The sequence below is a fragment of the Promicromonospora thailandica genome (genome assembly GCF_024171955.1).
Lineage (GTDB): Bacteria > Actinomycetota > Actinomycetes > Actinomycetales > Cellulomonadaceae > Promicromonospora > Promicromonospora thailandica.
On the sequence record NZ_JAMTCS010000009.1, the window covers coordinates 206,470 to 222,996 of the forward strand.

Below are 16,527 nucleotides of genomic sequence, written 5' to 3' on the forward strand. Positions count from 1 at the left end.
ATCTCAGCGGGGTGCGAGCACCGCCAGATCTCGGCGAGGACCCCAGACCTTGGCGGCGGGAACACCAGATGTCGGCGGGCCGGACGCCGAACACGACGGTGGCGACACGGGAGTTCACGCCCGCCCCACGGCGTCGGTCCGGCTAACCTCGAGAGATGGGTGTCCACAAGCCGCGTCACCTCAGCGTCGAGGTGGACGGCGTCGAGATCTTCTACCGGGAGGCGGGGGCCGCCGACGTGCCCGGTACGGCGAGCCGCCCCGGAATCCTGCTGCTGCACGGCTACCCGAGCTCGTCCCACATGTTCCGGGACGTGCTCGCCCCGCTGGCCGAGGTGGGCCGGGTGGTCGCACCGGACCTGCCGGGCTTCGGGTTCTCGGCAGCGCCTTCGGTCGACGAGTACGAGTACACGTTCTCGCACCTGGCCGACACGGTCGAGGCGTTCCTCGAGCGGATCGGGCTCGACAGGTTCTTCGTCTACCTGCACGACTTCGGCGCGCCCGTCGGGTACCACCTCGCCACCCGCCACCCCGAGCGCATCCTCGGGCTCGTCGTGCAGAACGGCAACGCGCACGACGCCGGCCTGGGCAGCCAGTGGGACAGTGCCCGAGCGTTCTGGGCCGACCCGTCGGACGCCAACCGCGCCCGGCTGCCGGAGTGGCTCACCTTCGAGGGCACCCGCGACGAGTACGTGAGCGGGCTGCCCGACCGGGTGCGAGTGCTGCACCCGCCCGAGTCGTGGCACCTCGACTGGGAGCGGATGTCGCGCCCGGGCAACCTGGACGCACAGTTCGAGCTGTTCCGCGACTACGCGAACCACGTGGCTCGCTTCGCGGAGCTGGCCGAGTACCACCGGGTCCACCAGCCGCCGTGCCTGGTGCTGTGGGGCCGGCACGACGCCTACTTCGACCTGGCCGAGATCATGGCCTACGCGGGTGTGCTCGACCGGCTGGAGATGCACGTGTACGACGCCGGTCACATGGTGCTGGAGACGCACTCCCGGGAGTGCGGGGCGGCCATGCGCGATTTCGTCCGGGACGTCGCCGCGGGCGCCTGGGATCGGCCCGCTTCGCTCGCCCGGCCGCTGTGACCAGGCAACGCGAAAGGCCCTCCCGCTCAGCGTTTCCGCTGGCCGGAGGGCCTTCGACACGGTGGGCGATACTGGGTTCGAACCAGTGACCTCTTCGGTGTGAACGAAGCGCGCTACCACTGCGCCAATCGCCCGTGTCGCTCGCCCGGTGGGGCGTGCGTGGACGATATTAGCCTGCTTCGCGCGCGGATGTGAAATCCAAACCGGCAGGTCGCGTCAGGGGTCGATCCGCTCCCGCATGTTCCGCTCGAACAGGTCGCGCGCGGCGGCCGACAGCTCGCCGATCTCCAGGTCCGCACCGTCCAGCCAGACGGTGGGCTGCACGTTGCGCACCGAGCCGGTCAGCAGCATGCGGGCCTCGCCCGCGGCCACGCGGTCGAGCACGGAGAACGGCAGCTCGCCGTCCTTCGCCTCGCGCACCGGCAGGCCCGCCTCCGCACCCCACTCCAGCAGCAGCTCGCGCGTGATGCCGGCGAGGCAGCCCACCGACAGCGGGGGAGTGACCAGCTCGCCGTCGATCTCGAGGAACACGTTGGAACCCGTGCCCTCGCACAGGTCGCCGCGGGTGTTGGCGAACACCGACTCGTCGGCGCCCTTGGTGATCGCGTCGTTGAGCGCCACGACGTTCTCGGCGTACGACGTCGTCTTCAGGCCCGCGACCGCGCTGTTCTCGTTGCGCGTCCAGGGGGAGCGGGCGGCGCGGCCCGTCGGCAGGACGACGGCGGGCGTCGCCGCCACCACCACCGTCTGCGGGCCCTCGGACCGTCCGGAGCCCAGCGGGCCGATGCCGTCCGTCACCGTGATGCGCAGGCGGCCGGCGTCGGGCGCCCCGACCAGCACGGCGTCGACGCCGTCGCGCACCGTGCGCAGGTCGAGGGGCGCCATACCCATGCCCGCCGCGGACCGCTCCAGGCGTGCCAGGTGCCTGGTCAGGGCGAACGCCTGTCCGTCGAGCACCGCGCAGGTCTCGAAGACGCCGTCGCCGACAGTGATGCCGTGGTCCACCGCGCTCAGCGCGGGGTCGCCGGGCGCGACCATGCGCCCCTCTGCCCAGATGACCGTCATGCGACCCAGTGTGTCACCGGCGCAGGGTGACGTGCGTGACCTCCGGTGTGTGCCGCACGGAGGTCGTGCGGAACTCCTGCGGCGGCACGCCGTCGAACACCCGTGTGCCCTGGCCGAGCGTGAACGGCCCGACGTGCAGTCGCAGCTCGTCCACGAGGCCCGCGGCGAGGTACTCGTTGAGGGTGGTCGCGCCGCCCGCGATCGAGATGTCCCGGTCGCCCGCGGCGGCCCGTGCCTGCTCGAGCGCGCTCTCGATCCCGTCGGTGACGAAGTGGAACGTGGTGCCGCCCTCCATCGGGACGGCCTCGCGCGGGTGGTGGGTCAGCACGAAGACGGGTCCGTGGTACGGCGGGTTCTCGCCCCACCAGCCCGTCCAGCCCGGGTCCCACTCGCCGCGGCCGGGCGTGAACATGTTGCGGCCCATGATGTAGGCGCCCGCACCGATGACGGCGTCCACCTCGGCCCGGTGGTCGTCGCCGTGCTCGAACATCCACCCGGCCATCCACCCGTCCAGGCGTTCGCCCGTGCCGCTGCCGAACGGGTGCTCGCGGCTCTGGTCGTGCCCGGCGGAGTAGCCGTCGAGCGATACGGAAAGGTCTGCTCTGAGGATTCCCATGCCTGTCCGACGACGGCCCCCGCCGGAACTCATCGGTGCCCGTCAGCCCTCGCCGCGGTAGCTGCCGAAGCTCCACAGGTTGCCCTCCGGGTCGCGCACCACGCACGAGCGCCCGCTGTAGTCCTGGTCGGCGGGCTCGCGCACGCTCGTCCCGCCGGCGGCGAGCGCCGCGGCGTAGGTGCCGTCGACGTCGTCCGTCACGGCGTAGGCCGAACCCGTGCCCACCTGGTCGGGCCAGGCGGGTCGCGGCCGGTGGGAGCCGAGCATGACGCCACCGCCCTGCGGCCAGTCCAGCTCGGCGTGGTGCACGACGGCGGGGTCGGCGTCGTCCCGGAAGACGGCGCGCTCGGTGAAGCCGACCGCCGTGAGCCAGGCCATGCCCGCGTCGGCGTCACGGTAGCTCAGGGTCACCCACAGTCCGGTGCTCGTGCCGGTGGTCATCGTGGTCCTCCTCGCTCGGGTGCGTGCTCAGGTGTCTCCCACGATGGCCGCGCCGGGTCGGCGACGTCTTGAACGTACGGGAGCTCCTCGCGCAGCCAGGTCGACGGTGTGCACCCGGCCAGGGCCACCCATTCCCGGGTCATGTGGGCGTGGTCGGCGTACCCGGCGCTCGCGGCGACGTCGGCCAGGGTGACCCGGCCGGAGCGTGCGGCCACGACGAGCGCACCGCGCGAGCGGGCCAGGCGCGCCACGCGGCGCAGGTCACGGGGCGTGAGCCCGCACTCGGCGCGCACCAGGTCCTGCAGGTGGCGGCGGCTCCAGCCCTGCTCGGCGGCGGCGTCACGCACCTGGCCGCCGCGTGCGATCACGGCGAGGGCGCGCCCGACGTCGGCCCGCGGGCCCGGCTCCTCGGCCCTGGCGAGGTGCTCGGCGAGCACCCGCGCGACGGTCGCCGGCGTGGGGGAGTCTGCGAGCAGCTCCGGCAGGTGGGCGAGGTGGGGTGCGACCTCGGCCAGGCTGGTGAGCTCCCCGGCGAGCTCGCCCGCCGGCATGCCGAGCAGCGCCCGCGCGCCGCGCAGGGTGAGGGACACGCTGATGCCGTGCTGGTGCCCGCGGTGATGGATCGCGGCGGGGCGGGTGTGCAGGCCGGACACGCACGACCAGACCTGCCGCCGGCTTCCGTCCTGCCCTGCCCACGCGACGTCGAGGGGTTCGTCGAGGGGCAGCTCGAACGTCAGGCCGGGTCCGGGCATGCCCCGGTGCACGCCCGGGGGACCCATGTCGAGGTCGTACGGGACGACGGCCGTGACATAGGGGGCAAGGGCCGCCGGGAGGTCCGGCGCTGTGCCGTGGGTCACACCTCCACGGTAGCCGGGGGGTCTGACACCGGCCCCGACGCGAGCCCCACCAGACGCTCCGCCTTGAGCTCGGTCTCGTGCCACTCGGCGGTCGGGTCCGACCCCCAGGTGATGCCCGCGCCGGTGCCGAAGCGGAGCACGCCGTCGGCCCACCAGAACGTGCGGATGCCGACCGCGAGGGACGCGACGCCGTCGTCCACCCAGCCCACGGCCCCGCAGTAGGGGCCGCGCGGGACGGGCTCCAGCTCGCCGATGATCCGCAGCGCGCTCGTCTTGGGGGCGCCCGAGACCGAGCCGGGCGGGAACGTGCCGGCCAGCAGCAGGCACCACAGCTCCTCGGAGCCGGCGACGTCGTCGCGCAGCACGCCGCGCACGCGGGAGACCAGGTGCACCAGGCCGGGGTGCTCCTCGACGGCGAGCAGCGAGCTGACCGCCACGGTGCCGGGCCGGCAGACGGTCTGCAGGTCGTTGCGCACCAGGTCGGTGATCATGACGTTCTCGGCGCGGTCCTTCTCGGTGAGGCCGTCCGGGGTGCGGGCCGTGCCCTTGATGGGGCCGGACTCCACGACCGTGCCGTCCGGTCCGCTGCGCACCGAGAGGTACAGCTCGGGGGAGGCGCTGACCACCCACACGGGGTCGAGCCCGCTCGCGGCGGGCACGTGGACGGCGGCCGCGTGGGGGGCCGGGTTCCCGGCCGCCAGCCGTGCGGCGAGCGCCCGGGCGTCGGGCTCGGCGGGCAGCGGCGCCGACAGCACCCGGCAGATGTTGGCCTGGTAGACGTCGCCGTCGCGCACGTGCGCGCGCACCCGGCGGACGGCGGCCTCGTAGGTGGCCTGGTCCATGGACGTCGTCCAGGCCTCCGGGGCGGGCCCCTGCCAGTCGCCGGACGGCGGTGCGGTGGCCCCGGCGTCCGACACCCGGGCGAACCGCCACGCCCGCGCCCTGCCCTCGAAGTCGGCGACCACGAACCAGGTGCCGGTCGCGAGCCTGCCCGGCTCTGCGCGGACGTCGACGCACTCGACCGCCTCCGTGGCGACGCGGCCGGCGAAGCTCGCCCAGCCCGTGGCCCCGGTCACGTCCTCGGGGACCTGCGCGCCGCCGGGTCGCGCCATGACCGCTGGAATCGCGCGGTTTGCTGGTGGATGGGTCGAACGTGGGGCCACGGGTCAACCGTACGGGCGGCGCGCGCGATTGGACGGGTCGCCCTCCGGTCGATTAATGTTCATCACGCCGGAACACCGGGGGAAACCCCAGGATGCCCGGCTTCGCGGATGTAGCTCAGTGGTAGAGCATCACCTTGCCAAGGTGAGGGTCGCGGGTTCAAGTCCCGTCATCCGCTCGGAACACCGCTCTCTCGGGCTCTCGGCCCAGAGAACCCGAGCACGGTGGGTTGGCCGAGAGGCGAGGCAGCGGCCTGCAAAGCCGTACACACGGGTTCGAATCCCGTACCCACCTCGCAGGCGCGACGGGCGATTGGCGCAGCGGTAGCGCGCTTCCCTGACACGGAAGAGGTCACTGGTTCGATCCCAGTATCGCCCACAGACAGGCCCCGGACCCACGGTCCGGGGCCTTTGTGCTGCGCCGGTTCCGGCGCGACGCCGTCAGCCCTCGGCTCCCGGCGGCGCGTCCAGCACCGTCGGCACGTACTCCAGCAGCTGCAGGTTGCCGTCGAAGATGCGGTGCGACACCAGGTCGAGCGAGACGTCCGGGTAGCCGTCGAAGATGCGTTCCTTCCCGGAGGCGCCCGTGATGACCGGGAACAGGACCACGCGGAACGTGTCGACCAGGCCCGCCCGGAGCAGCGACCGGGACAGGCTCAGGCTGCCGAGCGTGCGCAGCGGCCGTTCGGAGGTGCGCTTGAGCTCCCGTACGGCCGCCACGGCGTCGCCGCTCACCAGCTCGGTGTTCGCCCAGTCCAGGGGCGCCTTGAGGGTCGTGGAGAACACGATCTTGGGCAGGGGCGCCATCGGGTCGTCGGGGGAGCCGGCGTGCATCCCCGACATCACGCGGTACGTCGTGGCGCCCATGAGCGTGGTGTGCCGGGTCTCGGCGTCCTCACCGAGGAAGGCCAGGTACTCCGGACCACCCTTGCCCCAGAGCCCCGGCCAGCCCTCGGCGGCCGCGTAGCCGTCGAGCGAGATGATGAGGTCCACCATGAGGTCGGGCACGGTTCTCTCCTTCGTCGCGGATGCGTTCAGAGGGGTGACCGGCCTCGTGGCGGGAACTCATCGGCTCACTGCGTCGTGTAGCTCTCGATGCTCATCACGAGGATCACGCGGTCCGCGCTGTCGGCCGGCGGCTTCTGGTCCGGGTTGCCGTAGCGCTTGCCCAGGTAGACGTAGAACTCCCCGGTCGGGTCGGGCACCACCTCGACCAGCCTGCCGCGCACCTCCAGGTAGTTGAACGGGTTCTCGGGGTTGCCGATCGCGAGGCTCATCGACGGGTTGTGCTGCAGGTTGCGGTACTTGGCGCGGTACGTCGTGTGCGTGAAGCGCAGGGTCTCGCCGTCGTAGTCGAACCACATGGGGTTGACCTGGACGGTGTCGTCCGGGCGGATCGTGCCGAGGAAGGCGTAGTTCGGGTTCTCCAGCAGGTGGATCAGGTGGGCGGGGATGATGTCCGTGGCGCTCATACGGCTGAACATAACCCTCTGCAGCCCTCGGGGACTCGCCGCAGGTGGCGCGCCCCTTTTCGATTGGACCGGCGCACCGTTTGTGAACTACTCTTCCGGAGCGTCACCACGCCGGGCCCGCAGGGTTCGACGTCGGTACTTCGCGGATGTAGCTCAGTGGTAGAGCATCACCTTGCCAAGGTGAGGGTCGCGGGTTCAAGTCCCGTCATCCGCTCGACACCCGCTTTGGTGGGGGAGCACGGTGGGTTGGCCGAGAGGCGAGGCAGCGGCCTGCAAAGCCGTACACACGGGTTCGAATCCCGTACCCACCTCGGGCGATTGGCGCAGCGGTAGCGCGCTTCCCTGACACGGAAGAGGTCACTGGTTCGATCCCAGTATCGCCCACAGCAGAGGCCCCGGACCCACAGGTCCGGGGCCTTCGTCGTTGCCGGCGCCCGACGGCGCTGCCCGGGATCGGTCCCTCGCACAGCGCGACCTGCCGAGCTCGGTCGGTTGCACCGAGATCGGTCAGTTGAAGGACCGATCTCAGTGCAACGGACCGAATCCGCCGCGCCGGAGGCCGCAACAGACCGATGTGGGTCGTCAGCCCTCAGGCCACCAGGCGGGCGCGGAGGGTGCGGACGTGGCCCGGGGTCAGGCCCGCGCCCACCAGGTAGTCCTCCACCGAACCGTGCCGTGCCCGCACGTGCTCCAGCGCCCCGAGGATGACCTGCCGCGTGGGCGGGATCTCGCGGCCGGTCGGGATCGCGCGGTCCGGGTCCAGCGCCGCGTACCGCGGTTCGAGCCGGGCGTTGGTGGCCTCGTAGTCGGCGCCCACGGCCGTGAGGTCCGCGCCCACGAGGCTCAGCGTGAGCGCCACCACGAGGCCCGTACGGTCCTTGCCCGCGGCGCAGTGCACCAGCACGGGCCCCTCCGGGGCGTCGGCGACGGCGGCCACGGCCCGTGCGAACAGCTCCGGCCTCCGGTCCAGCAGCCCGGTGTAGAGGTGCACCCAGGGGCCCTCCTCCGGGTCCCCCGGACCCTGCACGGGCAGGTGCAGGTGGGCCAGCGGGTTCGGGTAGAGCGCGGTCTCGTCGGGCCGGCGCAGGTCGATGACCCGCGCCAGCCCGTACGCGGTGGCGGCCGCGACGCCGTCGTCGGTCAGGAAGCTGGGGCTGTCGGAGCGCACGAGGGCGCGCGGGCGGACGGTGCCGCCGCCCGTCAGCGGCAGCCCGCCCAGGTCACGCGTGTTGAGACAGCCCGGCCAGTCGAGGTGGAGCGGTGTGTAGTCCGTCACGCCCGGGAGGCTAGCGCTCCGTGTCCTGTGCGCGAAGGGGAGCCCTGCCCTTGCGCATCTCGACGGCGATCTGCTCGGCGTCCAGCAGGTCCAGCACGTTCCCGAGCTGCGCCGAGTCGTACGTCCCGGCCGAGCGCGCGGCGAGCAGCTCCTCGCGCTGCGCGGCGATCGTGGCCAGGCGCAGCTGGCGGTACTGGGCGAACCGCTCCTTGGTCAGCACCACGTCCTGGTCCTGCGACTCGTGCTCTCGCACCATGTCGTTGCGCACGCGGGCGACGACGCTCTCGTCGTACGGCGTGCCGTCCGGCCGGCGCGGGTCCTCCAGGAACGCCCGGGCCGCGTCCTCCGTCTCGCGGCGCAGGGCGGGCAGGTCGCTGGCCGTGTCCTGCCCCACGAGGCCGAGGCGGCGGGTCACCCAGGGCAGCGTGCTGCCCTGGACCAGCAGCGTGCCGAGCGCGACGCCGAACGCGACCAGGATGAGGAAGGACCGGTTCGGGGTGTCGTGCGGCAGGGTCTGCGCGGCGGCGAGCGTGACCACGCCTCGCATGCCCGCCCACACCAGGAGCGTGCCCTCGCGCCAGCCGAGCGGCCGGGACAGGTCGTAGTCGATGTCGGCCCGGCGGCGCCGCAGCGCGTCCTGCACGCGCTCCAGCCGCTCCGCCGCGGAGCGCCGGCCCTTGGGCCGCTTGCCGCGGCCCGGGCCGGCGGACGGTGGGGCGGTGGGTGCCGCCGCCGCCCGCTGGTCGAGCCGGTCCTGGAACGCAGTGAGCGTCTCGCGCACGGCCTCGCCCCGCCGCGCGCGGCGCGCCTGGATGCCGATGAGCGGCGTCACGAACGCCGTCCGCACCACCAGGATGGCCACGCTCGCCATGCCCGCGACGACGGCGGCGCGCCAGAGCGAGCCGTCCCCGGCCTGCACGTCCTCGACGAGGGCGAACAGCTCGATGCCCATGATGAGGAAGACAGCGCCCTCCAGCAGCAGCTCGACCGTGTGCCAGTTGGACCGTTCGGCGATGCGGTCCTGCGGCCGCAGGTGCCGGGCCGCGCCGTTGCCGGTGACCAGGCCCGCCGCGACCACGGCGACCAGGCCGGACGCGTGCAGCTCCTCGGCCGGCAGGTACGCGGCGAAGGGCACGACGAACGACACGGCGGTGCTCAGGGCGGCGTCGCGGAACCGCTTGCGCACGCGCAGGCCGATCCAGCCCACGGGCACGCCGATCGCGACGGCCACGCCGGCCGCGTAGGCGAAGTCGCCCACGACCTCCCACAGGCTGACCGACGCCGCCGTGGCCGCGATCGCCGACCGGAGCAGCACCAGCGCGGACGCGTCGTTGAGCAGGGACTCCCCCTCGAGCATGGTGACGCTGCGCGGTGAGGCCCCGAGCCGCTTGACGATGGACGTCGCCACCGCGTCGGTGGGGCTGACGATCGCCCCCAGGGCGATGGCGGTGGCCAGGTCGATCCCGGGGATCAGCCAGCGGAACAGCAGGCCGAGCAGCACCGAGCTGAGCACCACGAGCATCACCGACAACCCGCCGATGGCGGTGAAGTCGCGCCGGAAGTCCATCGACGGCAGGCCCACCGCCGCCGAGTACAGCAGGGGCGGGAGCACGCCGCCCAGGATCAGCTCGGGCGGCACCTCGACGGCCGGCACCCACGGCAGCAGGCTCACGCCCGCGCCCAGCACCACCAGCACCAGCGGGGAGGCTACGCCGGCCCGTGGGGCGAGCGCCGTCACCGCGATGACGAGGGTGGCGGCGAGGACGGCGATGGTCAGGTACTCCACGTTCTCCACGGGCTGACGGTACGAGACCGGTGCCGCCGACGCCGAGCGTGCCACTCCGGTTCGCGGTGTACGCGACGTGTATCACGTTTCGCGCTCGTGCCCGGGGGCCCCTGCCGTGCGGTCCCCGGTGCTCGCGCGTAGGTTCGAACCGACGGCGGGACCCCGTCGTCGCCGCAGGGGGCGCACCGTGGTGTGCCTGACGAGAGGAGTCGGACCATGGGGCTTTTCGACAAGGCCAAGGAGTTCGTGACGGACAAGGACAACGTCGAGAAGGCGCGCGAGCAGCTCACTGACGAGCGGGTCGACGCGGCCACCGACAGGCTCAAGGGCGTCGCGCCCGACCAGGCCGACGGCGTCATCGACCAGCTCGGCGACCGCGCCAAGGACTGGGGCGGCAACGAGCAGGAGGAGGGCCGGCAGACCGAGCGCCGCGCCGCCGAGCAGGGTGGCGGGCAGGGCGGCGGGCAGGCCGGCGAGCAGCGCGGCCACGAGGGCCGCTGAGCAGCCGTCCGCGGCACACGCCGCCGTCGCGCCCGCGCTTGCGGCGCCCGCGACGCGCGGTCGGTACGATCGAGGGGCACCGTCGGCGACGACGGCGCCCCTCGATCCGTTTCTCGTGACCTTTCCCTAGGAGCACAGTCGTGTCCGACGTCGTATCGCCGCCCAGCACCACCGATCTCACCCCGGCTGAGAACCCCACGGAGGCGACGACGACCACGGCGACGACCACCGGCGCCGAGCTCTACGGCGAGCGCCGCGATGTCGTCGTCGTCCGGGTGGACGGCGAGCTGTGGGACCTGGACCGGGAGATCCCGGCCGGGCACAAGGTGGAGCCGGTCACCCTGTCCGAGCCGGACGGGCTCGCGGTGCTGCGGCACAGCGCCGCCCACGTGCTGGCCCAGGCCGTCCAGCAGGTCAACCCCGACGCCAAGCTCGGCATCGGCCCGCCGGTGACGGACGGCTTCTACTACGACTTCGACGTCGAGAAGCCGTTCACGCCCGAGGACCTCAAGGCCCTCGACAAGGCGATGAGCCGCATCATCCGGGAGGGGCAGACCTTCCGCCGCCGCGTCGTCACCGAGGACGAGGCGCGGGCCGAGCTCGCGGACGAGCCGTACAAGCTGGAGCTGATCGGCCTCAAGGGCGGCTCGGACGACGAGAACGGTGAGGCCGTCGAGGTCGGCGGCGCCGAGCTCACGATCTACGACAACGTGCGTGGCGCCGGCCGGGAGAGCGAGACCGTGGTCTGGAAGGACCTGTGCCGCGGGCCGCACCTGCCGAGCACCCGCCTGATCGGCAACGGCGTGCAGCTCATGCGCTCGGCCGCGGCCTACTGGCGGGGCAGCGAGAAGAACCCGATGCTGCAGCGCGTCTACGGCACGGCGTGGCCGTCCAAGGACGAGCTCAAGGCGTACCTGGAGCGGCTGGCGGAGGCCGAGCGGCGCGACCACCGGCGCATCGGCACCGAGATGGACCTGTTCAGCTTCTCCGACGAGGTGGGTTCCGGCCTGCCGCTGTTCCACCCCCGCGGCGGTGTGATCAAGCGGGTCATGGAGGACTACGTGCGGCAGCGGCACATCGAGGAGGGCTTCTCGTACGTCGGCACGCCGCACATCACCAAGGACGGGCTGTTCCACACGTCCGGGCACCTGCCGTACTACGCGGACACGATGTTCCCGGAGATGGACCTCGAGGGGTCGAAGTACCGCCTCAAGGCGATGAACTGCCCCATGCACAACCTGATCTTCGCCTCGCGCGGGCGCTCCTACCGGGAGCTGCCGCTGCGCCTGTTCGAGTTCGGGTCGGTGTACCGGTACGAGAAGTCGGGCGTGGTGCAGGGCCTGACCCGCGTGCGCGGGCTGACGCAGGACGACTCGCACTCGTACGTGACCCCGGAGCAGGCGCCCGCCGAGGTCAAGCACCTGCTGGACTTCATGCTCAGCGTGCTGCGCGACTTCGGCCTGGACGACTTCTACCTGGAGCTGTCCACGCGGGACGACTCCAAGCCGGACAAGTTCGTCGGCTCGGACGAGGACTGGGCCGCCGCGACGGCGATCCTGGAGCAGGTGGGCCGGGAGACCGGCCTGGAGCTCGTGGCCGACCCGGGCGGCGCCGCGTTCTACGGTCCCAAGATCTCGGTGCAGGCCAAGGACGCCATCGGCCGCACGTGGCAGATGGGCACCGTGCAGTACGACTTCAACCAGCCCAAGGGCTTCGGGCTGGAGTACACCGCGGCGGACGGCACCCGGCAGCAGCCGGTCATGATCCACTCGGCGAAGTTCGGCTCGATCGAGCGGTTCATGGGCGTGCTCATCGAGCACTACGCCGGCGCGTTCCCGGCGTGGCTGGCACCCGTGCAGGTCAAGATGGTGCCGGTCGCCGAGGCGTTCGACGACTACGTCAAGGACGTCGCGGCGCAGCTGACCGCGCGCGGCATCCGCGTCGAGGTGGACCTGTCCGACGACCGGTTCGCCAAGAAGATCCGCAACGCCTCCAAGGAGAAGGTGCCGTTCACGCTCATCGCGGGCGGTGAGGACGCCGAGGCGGGCGCGGTGTCGTTCCGGTTCCGCGACGGCACGCAGGAGAACGGTGTGCCGGTGGCGGACGCCGTCGAGCGCATCGTGGCCGCCGTGGCCGAGCGCGCGCAGCAGGCCTGATGGAGCCGGTCTCCCAGGACCGGGCGGACTTCGGGCCGCCGGACGACGGGTACCAGCGGCTGTGGACGCCGCACCGCATGGTCTACATCGGCGGGCAGGACAAGCCCGCCGACTCCAGCGCGGGGCAGTGCCCGTTCTGCCGGATCCCGCAGGGCGACGACGAGCAGGGGCTCGTCGTCGCCCGCGGTGAGCGGTGCTACGCGGTGCTCAACCTGTACCCGTACAACTCCGGGCACCTCATGGTGCTCCCGTACCGCCACGTCTCGGACTACACGGACCTCGACGAGGCCGAGACGGCCGAGCTCGCGCACCTGACTCAGCAGGCCATGCGCGTGTCGCGCGCCGTCTACGCGCCCGCAGGCTTCAACCTTGGTATCAACCAGGGTGAGGTGGCAGGCGCGGGCATCGCGGCGCACCTGCACCAGCACGTGGTGCCGCGGTGGCTGGGTGACGCGAACTTCCTGCCCGTCGTGGCACAGACCAAGGCGTTGCCGGAGCTGCTGGCGGACACGCGTCGCCGGCTCGCCGAGGCGTGGGGGACCGCGGGGGGCGGAGAGGAGAACTGATGCTGCGGGGCCTGCGCTCCTTCATGACCACGCTGTTCACGCCCTTGGCCCGGCTCCTGCTCGCGCTGCACGTCTCGCCCGACGCCGTCACGATCGCCGGCACGGTGATCGTCTCCGCGACCGCGCTGGCGCTGTTCCCCACGGGGCACACCCTCGTGGGCGGGCTCCTGGTCGGGTTCTTCGTGCTGTTCGACTCGCTCGACGGCGTCATGGCCCGCCAGGCGGGTCGGAGCGGCCCGTGGGGCGCGTTCCTCGACTCGACGCTCGACCGTCTGTCCGACGGCGCGGTGTTCGCCGGGATCACCCTGTGGTTCGTGCTGCACCCCGACGAGCACCACGGCCTGTGGGGCCTGGTCGCCGCCCTGGCCTGCCTCGTGCTCGGCAGCGTCGTCCCCTACGCCCGGGCGCGCGCCGAGGGCGTGGGTGCCACGGCCCAGGTCGGCATCGCCGAACGCGCGGACCGGCTCCTGCTGGCCCTCGTGCCGTTCACGTTCCTCCAGGCCGGGCTGCCCGTCGTGGTGCTCGAGGTGGTGCTGACGCTGCTGGCGCTGGCCAGCCTCGTGACCGTGTTCCAGCGCATCGCGACGGTGCGTGCCCAGCTCGCGCCGTCCGGCGTCGAACCCCACGACGGCCCGCTGGCCGGTCAGGACGCCTCATGAACGTCGCCTCCGCCTACACGTTCGCGTGGCGCAACGCCACCAGGATCCCCGAGCCGGTGCTCCGCGCGCTGTTCACCGTGGTCGCCGACGTCACCTGGCTGCGGCACGGCAAGGCCGTGCGGCGCATGGAGGCCAACTACGCCCGCGTGCGGCCCGACCTCGACGCGGCCGCCGTCCGCCGCCTGTCGCGTGCGGGCATGCGCAGCTACATGCGCTACTTCCGGGAGGCGTTCACGCTGCAGGGCGTCAGCACCGAGCGGCTGCGCGCCCGCGTGCGGCTCGAGGGCTACGACGAGCACGTGCGGCCCGTGATCGCCGACGGCGGCGCCGTCTCCCTGGCCCTGGGCCACCTCGGCAACTGGGACCTGGCGGGAGCCTACGGCTCCCAGAACCTCGCCGGGGTGCTCACCGTCACCGAGCGGCTCAAGCCCGCCGAGCTGTTCGACGAGTTCGTGCGCTTCCGCGGCTCCCTCGGCATCGAGGTGCTGCCGCTGGGCGGCGGGGACGTGCTGGGTGCGCTGGTCCGTGGCGCCAAGGAGGGCGGTCGGCTCATCCCGCTGCTCAGCGACCGTGACCTCACCTCGACGGGCATCGAGGTGGACCTCGCCGGGCACCGCGCCCGCGTGGCCGCGGGGCCCGCCCTGGTGGGCCTGGAGGCGGGCGTGCCCGTGCACGCCGTCGGCATCACCTACGAGCGGCTGCACGGCGCCCGCCGCCGCGCCGCCGGCACGCCCTGGGGCATCGTCATCCGGTTCTACCCGCCCCTGCCCGTGCCGGACGCCGCCCTCCCGCGCGACGAGCGCGCCCGGCTGCTCACGCAGGGCTGGGTGGACCAGCTCGCCGGCACGATCGTGGAGCACACCCAGGACTGGCACATGCTGCAGCGGGTCTTCGTCGCCGACCTCGGGCCGGCCCGGCAGCGCGCCTCCGGCGGGCAGGCCACGGGGTGAGAGCCACGCGGCGCCGGGGCCACCTGCGGGTGGGCATCGTCTGCCCGTACTCCTTCGACGCCCCCGGGGGCGTCCAGTTCCACGTGCGCGACCTCGCCGAGGCGCTCCAGGCCGCCGGGCACGAGGTCTCCGTGCTCGCCCCGTCCAGCGACGACACGGACCTGCCCGACGTCGTCACCGCCGCCGGGCGCGCCGTCCCCGTCCCGTACAACGGCTCCGTCGCCCGCCTCACGTTCGGCCCGGTCACCGCCACGCGGGTGCGCCGCTGGCTGGAGGCCGGCATCGGGGGGCGGCCCTTCGACATCGTCCACCTGCACGAGCCGATGGTGCCCTCGCTCTCCATGCTCGCCCTCTGGCAGGCCGCCGAACCCGTCGTCGCCACCTTCCACACCTCCCAGACCCGCTCGCGCGCGCTGCAGGTCGCCTACCCGCTCGTCCGGCAGTCCCTGGAGAAGATCGCCGCGCGCATCGCCGTCTCCGAGGACGCCCGCCGCACCCTGGTCGACCACCTCGGCGGCGACGCCGTCGTCATCCCCAACGGCGTCTACACCGACGTGTTCGCGAGCAGCCCCCGCCGCCCGGAGTGGACGGGCACGCCCCAGGCGCCCACCGTCGCGTTCCTCGGCCGGCTCGACGAGCCGCGCAAGGGCCTGGACGTCCTCGTCCGCGCGATCCCCGGCATCCTCGCCCAGGCGCCCGGCACGCGGTTCCTGGTCGCCGGACGCGGCAACGGGGCCGTCGGCGAGACCCGGGAGGCGCTCGGCGACCTCGCCGCCTCCGTCGAGTTCCTCGGCGGCGTGTCCGACGCCGACAAGGCCGCCCTGCTCGCGTCGGCCGACCTGTACGTCGCGCCGCAGACCGGCGGCGAGAGCTTCGGCATCGTGCTCGTCGAGGCCATGGCCGCCGGGTCCGTCGTCGTCGCCAGCGACCTGGGCGCCTTCCAGCGCGTGCTCGACGCCGGCGCCGCCGGCGCCCTGTTCCGCACCGGCGACCCCGACGACCTCGCCGCGACCGTGCTCGCCCTGCTGGCCGACCCCGCGCGCCGCGACGCCTACCGCGCCCACGCCGAGCACTGGGTCCAGCGGTTCGACTGGTCCGGCGTCACCGAGCAGGTGCTCGCCGTGTACGACATGACCCTGGCGGCCGACCACGCCATCGGCGGCGACGTCGTCGGCCGCGTCATGGGGCTGTTCCCGCGCCGCGTCGGAGGTGACGCATGAGCTGGTCCGAGACGGCGCTCGCCGCCCTCGCCGTGCTCGCGGTGGCCCTCCTGCTCGCCTGGCGCGGCGCCTCCCGGGTCGACCGGCTGCACCGCAAGGTCGCCGCGTCCCGGATCGCGCTCGACGCGCAGCTCGTGCGGCGCGCGTCCGCCGCGGTGGAGCTGGCGGCGTCCGGCGCGCTGGACCCGGCGAGCTCGGTGCTGGTGGCCGACGCCGCGTACGCGGCGTCCGACGCGGGGCCGGTCACCGAACCCGCCGCCGCCCTCAAGATGGACGGGCTGGGACCGGCGCGCGAGCGCGCCGAGTCCGGGCTGACGGCGACCCTGCGCGAGGCGCTGGAAGCGCCGGAGGCCGCGCAGGAGCTGCTCGCGGGGCCGTCGGGCGAGGTGGTCGCGGCCCTGGGCGCTGCCTGGTACCGGGCGACGCTGGCCCGGCGCTTCCACAACGAGGCCGTCGCGCAGACCCGGCGCGTGCGCCGCCTCTGGTACGTGCGGCTGTTCCACCTGGCCGGCCGGGCGCCGATGCCGCGCACCGTCGAGCTGGACGACGTGCTGCCGCACAGCCTCGAGCCGCACGGCGGGTGAGCGGTGACCGGTGGCTGAACGCACACCGGGGGCCGCCGGTCCGGACGATAAGATCGGGACAGGGTGCAGACAGCGCCCGCGACGACCGGCGTCGACAGCGCCCGGAACGACCGGCGAGAACTATGCGAGG

The 16,527-nt window shown here is 73.2% G+C and carries 17 protein-coding genes and 7 tRNA genes; 14 read left to right on the plus strand and 10 right to left on the minus strand.

Annotated elements, in window-relative coordinates; all coding sequences use genetic code 11:
- The first annotated feature begins 155 nt into the window (after positions 1–155).
- Complete coding sequence (locus tag APR03_RS15845; protein WP_253837139.1) at positions 156–1,088, plus strand: alpha/beta fold hydrolase; 933 nt, start codon at positions 156–158, stop codon at positions 1,086–1,088.
- Between the two features lie 62 nt (positions 1,089–1,150).
- On the opposite strand, the gene APR03_RS15850 is transcribed toward APR03_RS15845, so the two are convergent.
- The 6 genes from APR03_RS15850 to APR03_RS15875 form a co-directional block, all read right to left on the minus strand.
- Positions 1,151–1,222 (minus strand) — tRNA-Val (locus tag APR03_RS15850).
- 82 nt (positions 1,223–1,304) lie between these two features.
- Positions 1,305–2,153 (minus strand): aminotransferase class IV, encoded by an 849-nt coding sequence (locus tag APR03_RS15855; protein WP_253837140.1) that lies wholly within the window; start codon positions 2,151–2,153, stop codon positions 1,305–1,307.
- A 13-nt stretch (positions 2,154–2,166) separates the two neighbouring features.
- Entirely contained in the window at positions 2,167–2,769 is a 603-nt protein-coding gene (locus tag APR03_RS15860; protein ID WP_253837141.1) for a dihydrofolate reductase family protein, read from the minus strand.
- A 42-nt stretch (positions 2,770–2,811) separates the two neighbouring features.
- Entirely contained in the window at positions 2,812–3,210 is a 399-nt protein-coding gene (locus tag APR03_RS15865; protein WP_253837143.1) for a VOC family protein, read from the minus strand.
- Positions 3,207–4,067 carry a helix-turn-helix domain-containing protein gene (locus APR03_RS15870; protein WP_253837145.1) on the minus strand — a complete coding sequence of 287 codons (861 nt, stop codon included), beginning with the start codon at positions 4,065–4,067 and terminating at the stop codon, positions 3,207–3,209. Before APR03_RS15870 ends, APR03_RS15865 begins: the two co-directional genes overlap by 4 nt.
- Positions 4,064–5,179, minus strand: a complete 1,116-nt coding sequence (locus APR03_RS15875) for a chorismate-binding protein (protein WP_253837147.1) — start codon at positions 5,177–5,179, stop codon at positions 4,064–4,066. Before APR03_RS15875 ends, APR03_RS15870 begins: the two co-directional genes overlap by 4 nt.
- A gap of 155 nt (positions 5,180–5,334) precedes the next feature.
- On the opposite strand from APR03_RS15875, the gene APR03_RS15880 reads away from it, so the two are divergent.
- From APR03_RS15880 to APR03_RS15890, 3 genes are all read left to right on the plus strand, one after another.
- A tRNA-Gly gene (locus tag APR03_RS15880) sits at positions 5,335–5,406 on the plus strand.
- A 45-nt stretch (positions 5,407–5,451) separates the two neighbouring features.
- Positions 5,452–5,522: transfer RNA gene (locus APR03_RS15885), tRNA-Cys, on the plus strand.
- Between the two features lie 12 nt (positions 5,523–5,534).
- Positions 5,535–5,606: transfer RNA gene (locus APR03_RS15890), tRNA-Val, on the plus strand.
- A 62-nt stretch (positions 5,607–5,668) separates the two neighbouring features.
- Here APR03_RS15890 and APR03_RS15895 read toward each other — a convergent pair.
- Complete coding sequence (locus APR03_RS15895) at positions 5,669–6,223, minus strand: dihydrofolate reductase family protein (protein WP_275977627.1); 555 nt, start codon at positions 6,221–6,223, stop codon at positions 5,669–5,671.
- Between the two features lie 77 nt (positions 6,224–6,300).
- On the minus strand, positions 6,301–6,699 hold the full coding sequence (locus APR03_RS15900) for a PPOX class F420-dependent oxidoreductase (RefSeq protein ID WP_253837149.1): 399 nt from the start codon (positions 6,697–6,699) through the stop codon (positions 6,301–6,303).
- Positions 6,700–6,841: 142 nt separating this feature from the next.
- Here APR03_RS15900 and APR03_RS15905 point away from each other — a divergent pair.
- From APR03_RS15905 to APR03_RS15915, 3 genes are all read left to right on the plus strand, one after another.
- Positions 6,842–6,913 (plus strand) — tRNA-Gly (locus APR03_RS15905).
- A 26-nt stretch (positions 6,914–6,939) separates the two neighbouring features.
- Positions 6,940–7,010: transfer RNA gene (locus APR03_RS15910), tRNA-Cys, on the plus strand.
- 1 nt (position 7,011) lies between these two features.
- Positions 7,012–7,083 (plus strand) — tRNA-Val (locus APR03_RS15915).
- A gap of 205 nt (positions 7,084–7,288) precedes the next feature.
- On the opposite strand, the gene APR03_RS15920 is transcribed toward APR03_RS15915, so the two are convergent.
- Both APR03_RS15920 and APR03_RS15925 read right to left on the minus strand, forming a co-directional pair.
- Entirely contained in the window at positions 7,289–7,975 is a 687-nt protein-coding gene (locus APR03_RS15920; protein ID WP_253837150.1) for a tyrosine-protein phosphatase, read from the minus strand.
- Between the two features lie 10 nt (positions 7,976–7,985).
- Positions 7,986–9,770, minus strand: coding sequence for a cation:proton antiporter (locus tag APR03_RS15925; RefSeq protein WP_308216506.1), 1,785 nt, complete (start codon positions 9,768–9,770; stop codon positions 7,986–7,988).
- Between the two features lie 207 nt (positions 9,771–9,977).
- Between APR03_RS15925 and APR03_RS15930 the strand changes: the two genes are divergently transcribed.
- The 7 genes from APR03_RS15930 (at position 9,978) to APR03_RS15960 (ending at position 16,397) form a co-directional block, all read left to right on the plus strand.
- The gene (locus APR03_RS15930) at positions 9,978–10,262 is read left to right on the plus strand and encodes a hypothetical protein (RefSeq protein WP_253837151.1); all 285 of its coding nucleotides are present in this window, start codon (positions 9,978–9,980) and stop codon (positions 10,260–10,262) included.
- 140 nt (positions 10,263–10,402) lie between these two features.
- The gene (gene thrS, locus APR03_RS15935; RefSeq protein ID WP_253837152.1) at positions 10,403–12,418 is read left to right on the plus strand and encodes a threonine--tRNA ligase; all 2,016 of its coding nucleotides are present in this window, start codon (positions 10,403–10,405) and stop codon (positions 12,416–12,418) included.
- Positions 12,418–12,984: an HIT family protein gene (locus APR03_RS15940; RefSeq protein WP_253837153.1), complete on the plus strand. Its 567-nt coding sequence runs from the start codon at positions 12,418–12,420 to the stop codon at positions 12,982–12,984. The genes thrS and APR03_RS15940 overlap by 1 nt, the downstream gene beginning before the upstream one ends.
- Positions 12,984–13,643: a phosphatidylinositol phosphate synthase gene (pgsA, locus tag APR03_RS15945; protein ID WP_253837154.1), complete on the plus strand. Its 660-nt coding sequence runs from the start codon at positions 12,984–12,986 to the stop codon at positions 13,641–13,643. Before APR03_RS15940 ends, pgsA begins: the two co-directional genes overlap by 1 nt.
- Positions 13,640–14,593: a phosphatidylinositol mannoside acyltransferase gene (locus APR03_RS15950; protein ID WP_253837156.1), complete on the plus strand. Its 954-nt coding sequence runs from the start codon at positions 13,640–13,642 to the stop codon at positions 14,591–14,593. Before pgsA ends, APR03_RS15950 begins: the two co-directional genes overlap by 4 nt.
- A complete protein-coding gene (locus APR03_RS15955; protein ID WP_372494898.1) occupies positions 14,590–15,813 on the plus strand; it encodes a glycosyltransferase family 4 protein in 1,224 nt (407 codons plus the stop codon). Before APR03_RS15950 ends, APR03_RS15955 begins: the two co-directional genes overlap by 4 nt.
- A complete protein-coding gene (locus APR03_RS15960) occupies positions 15,810–16,397 on the plus strand; it encodes a hypothetical protein (RefSeq protein WP_253837157.1) in 588 nt (195 codons plus the stop codon). The genes APR03_RS15955 and APR03_RS15960 overlap by 4 nt, the downstream gene beginning before the upstream one ends.
- Positions 16,398–16,527 lie beyond the last annotated feature (130 nt).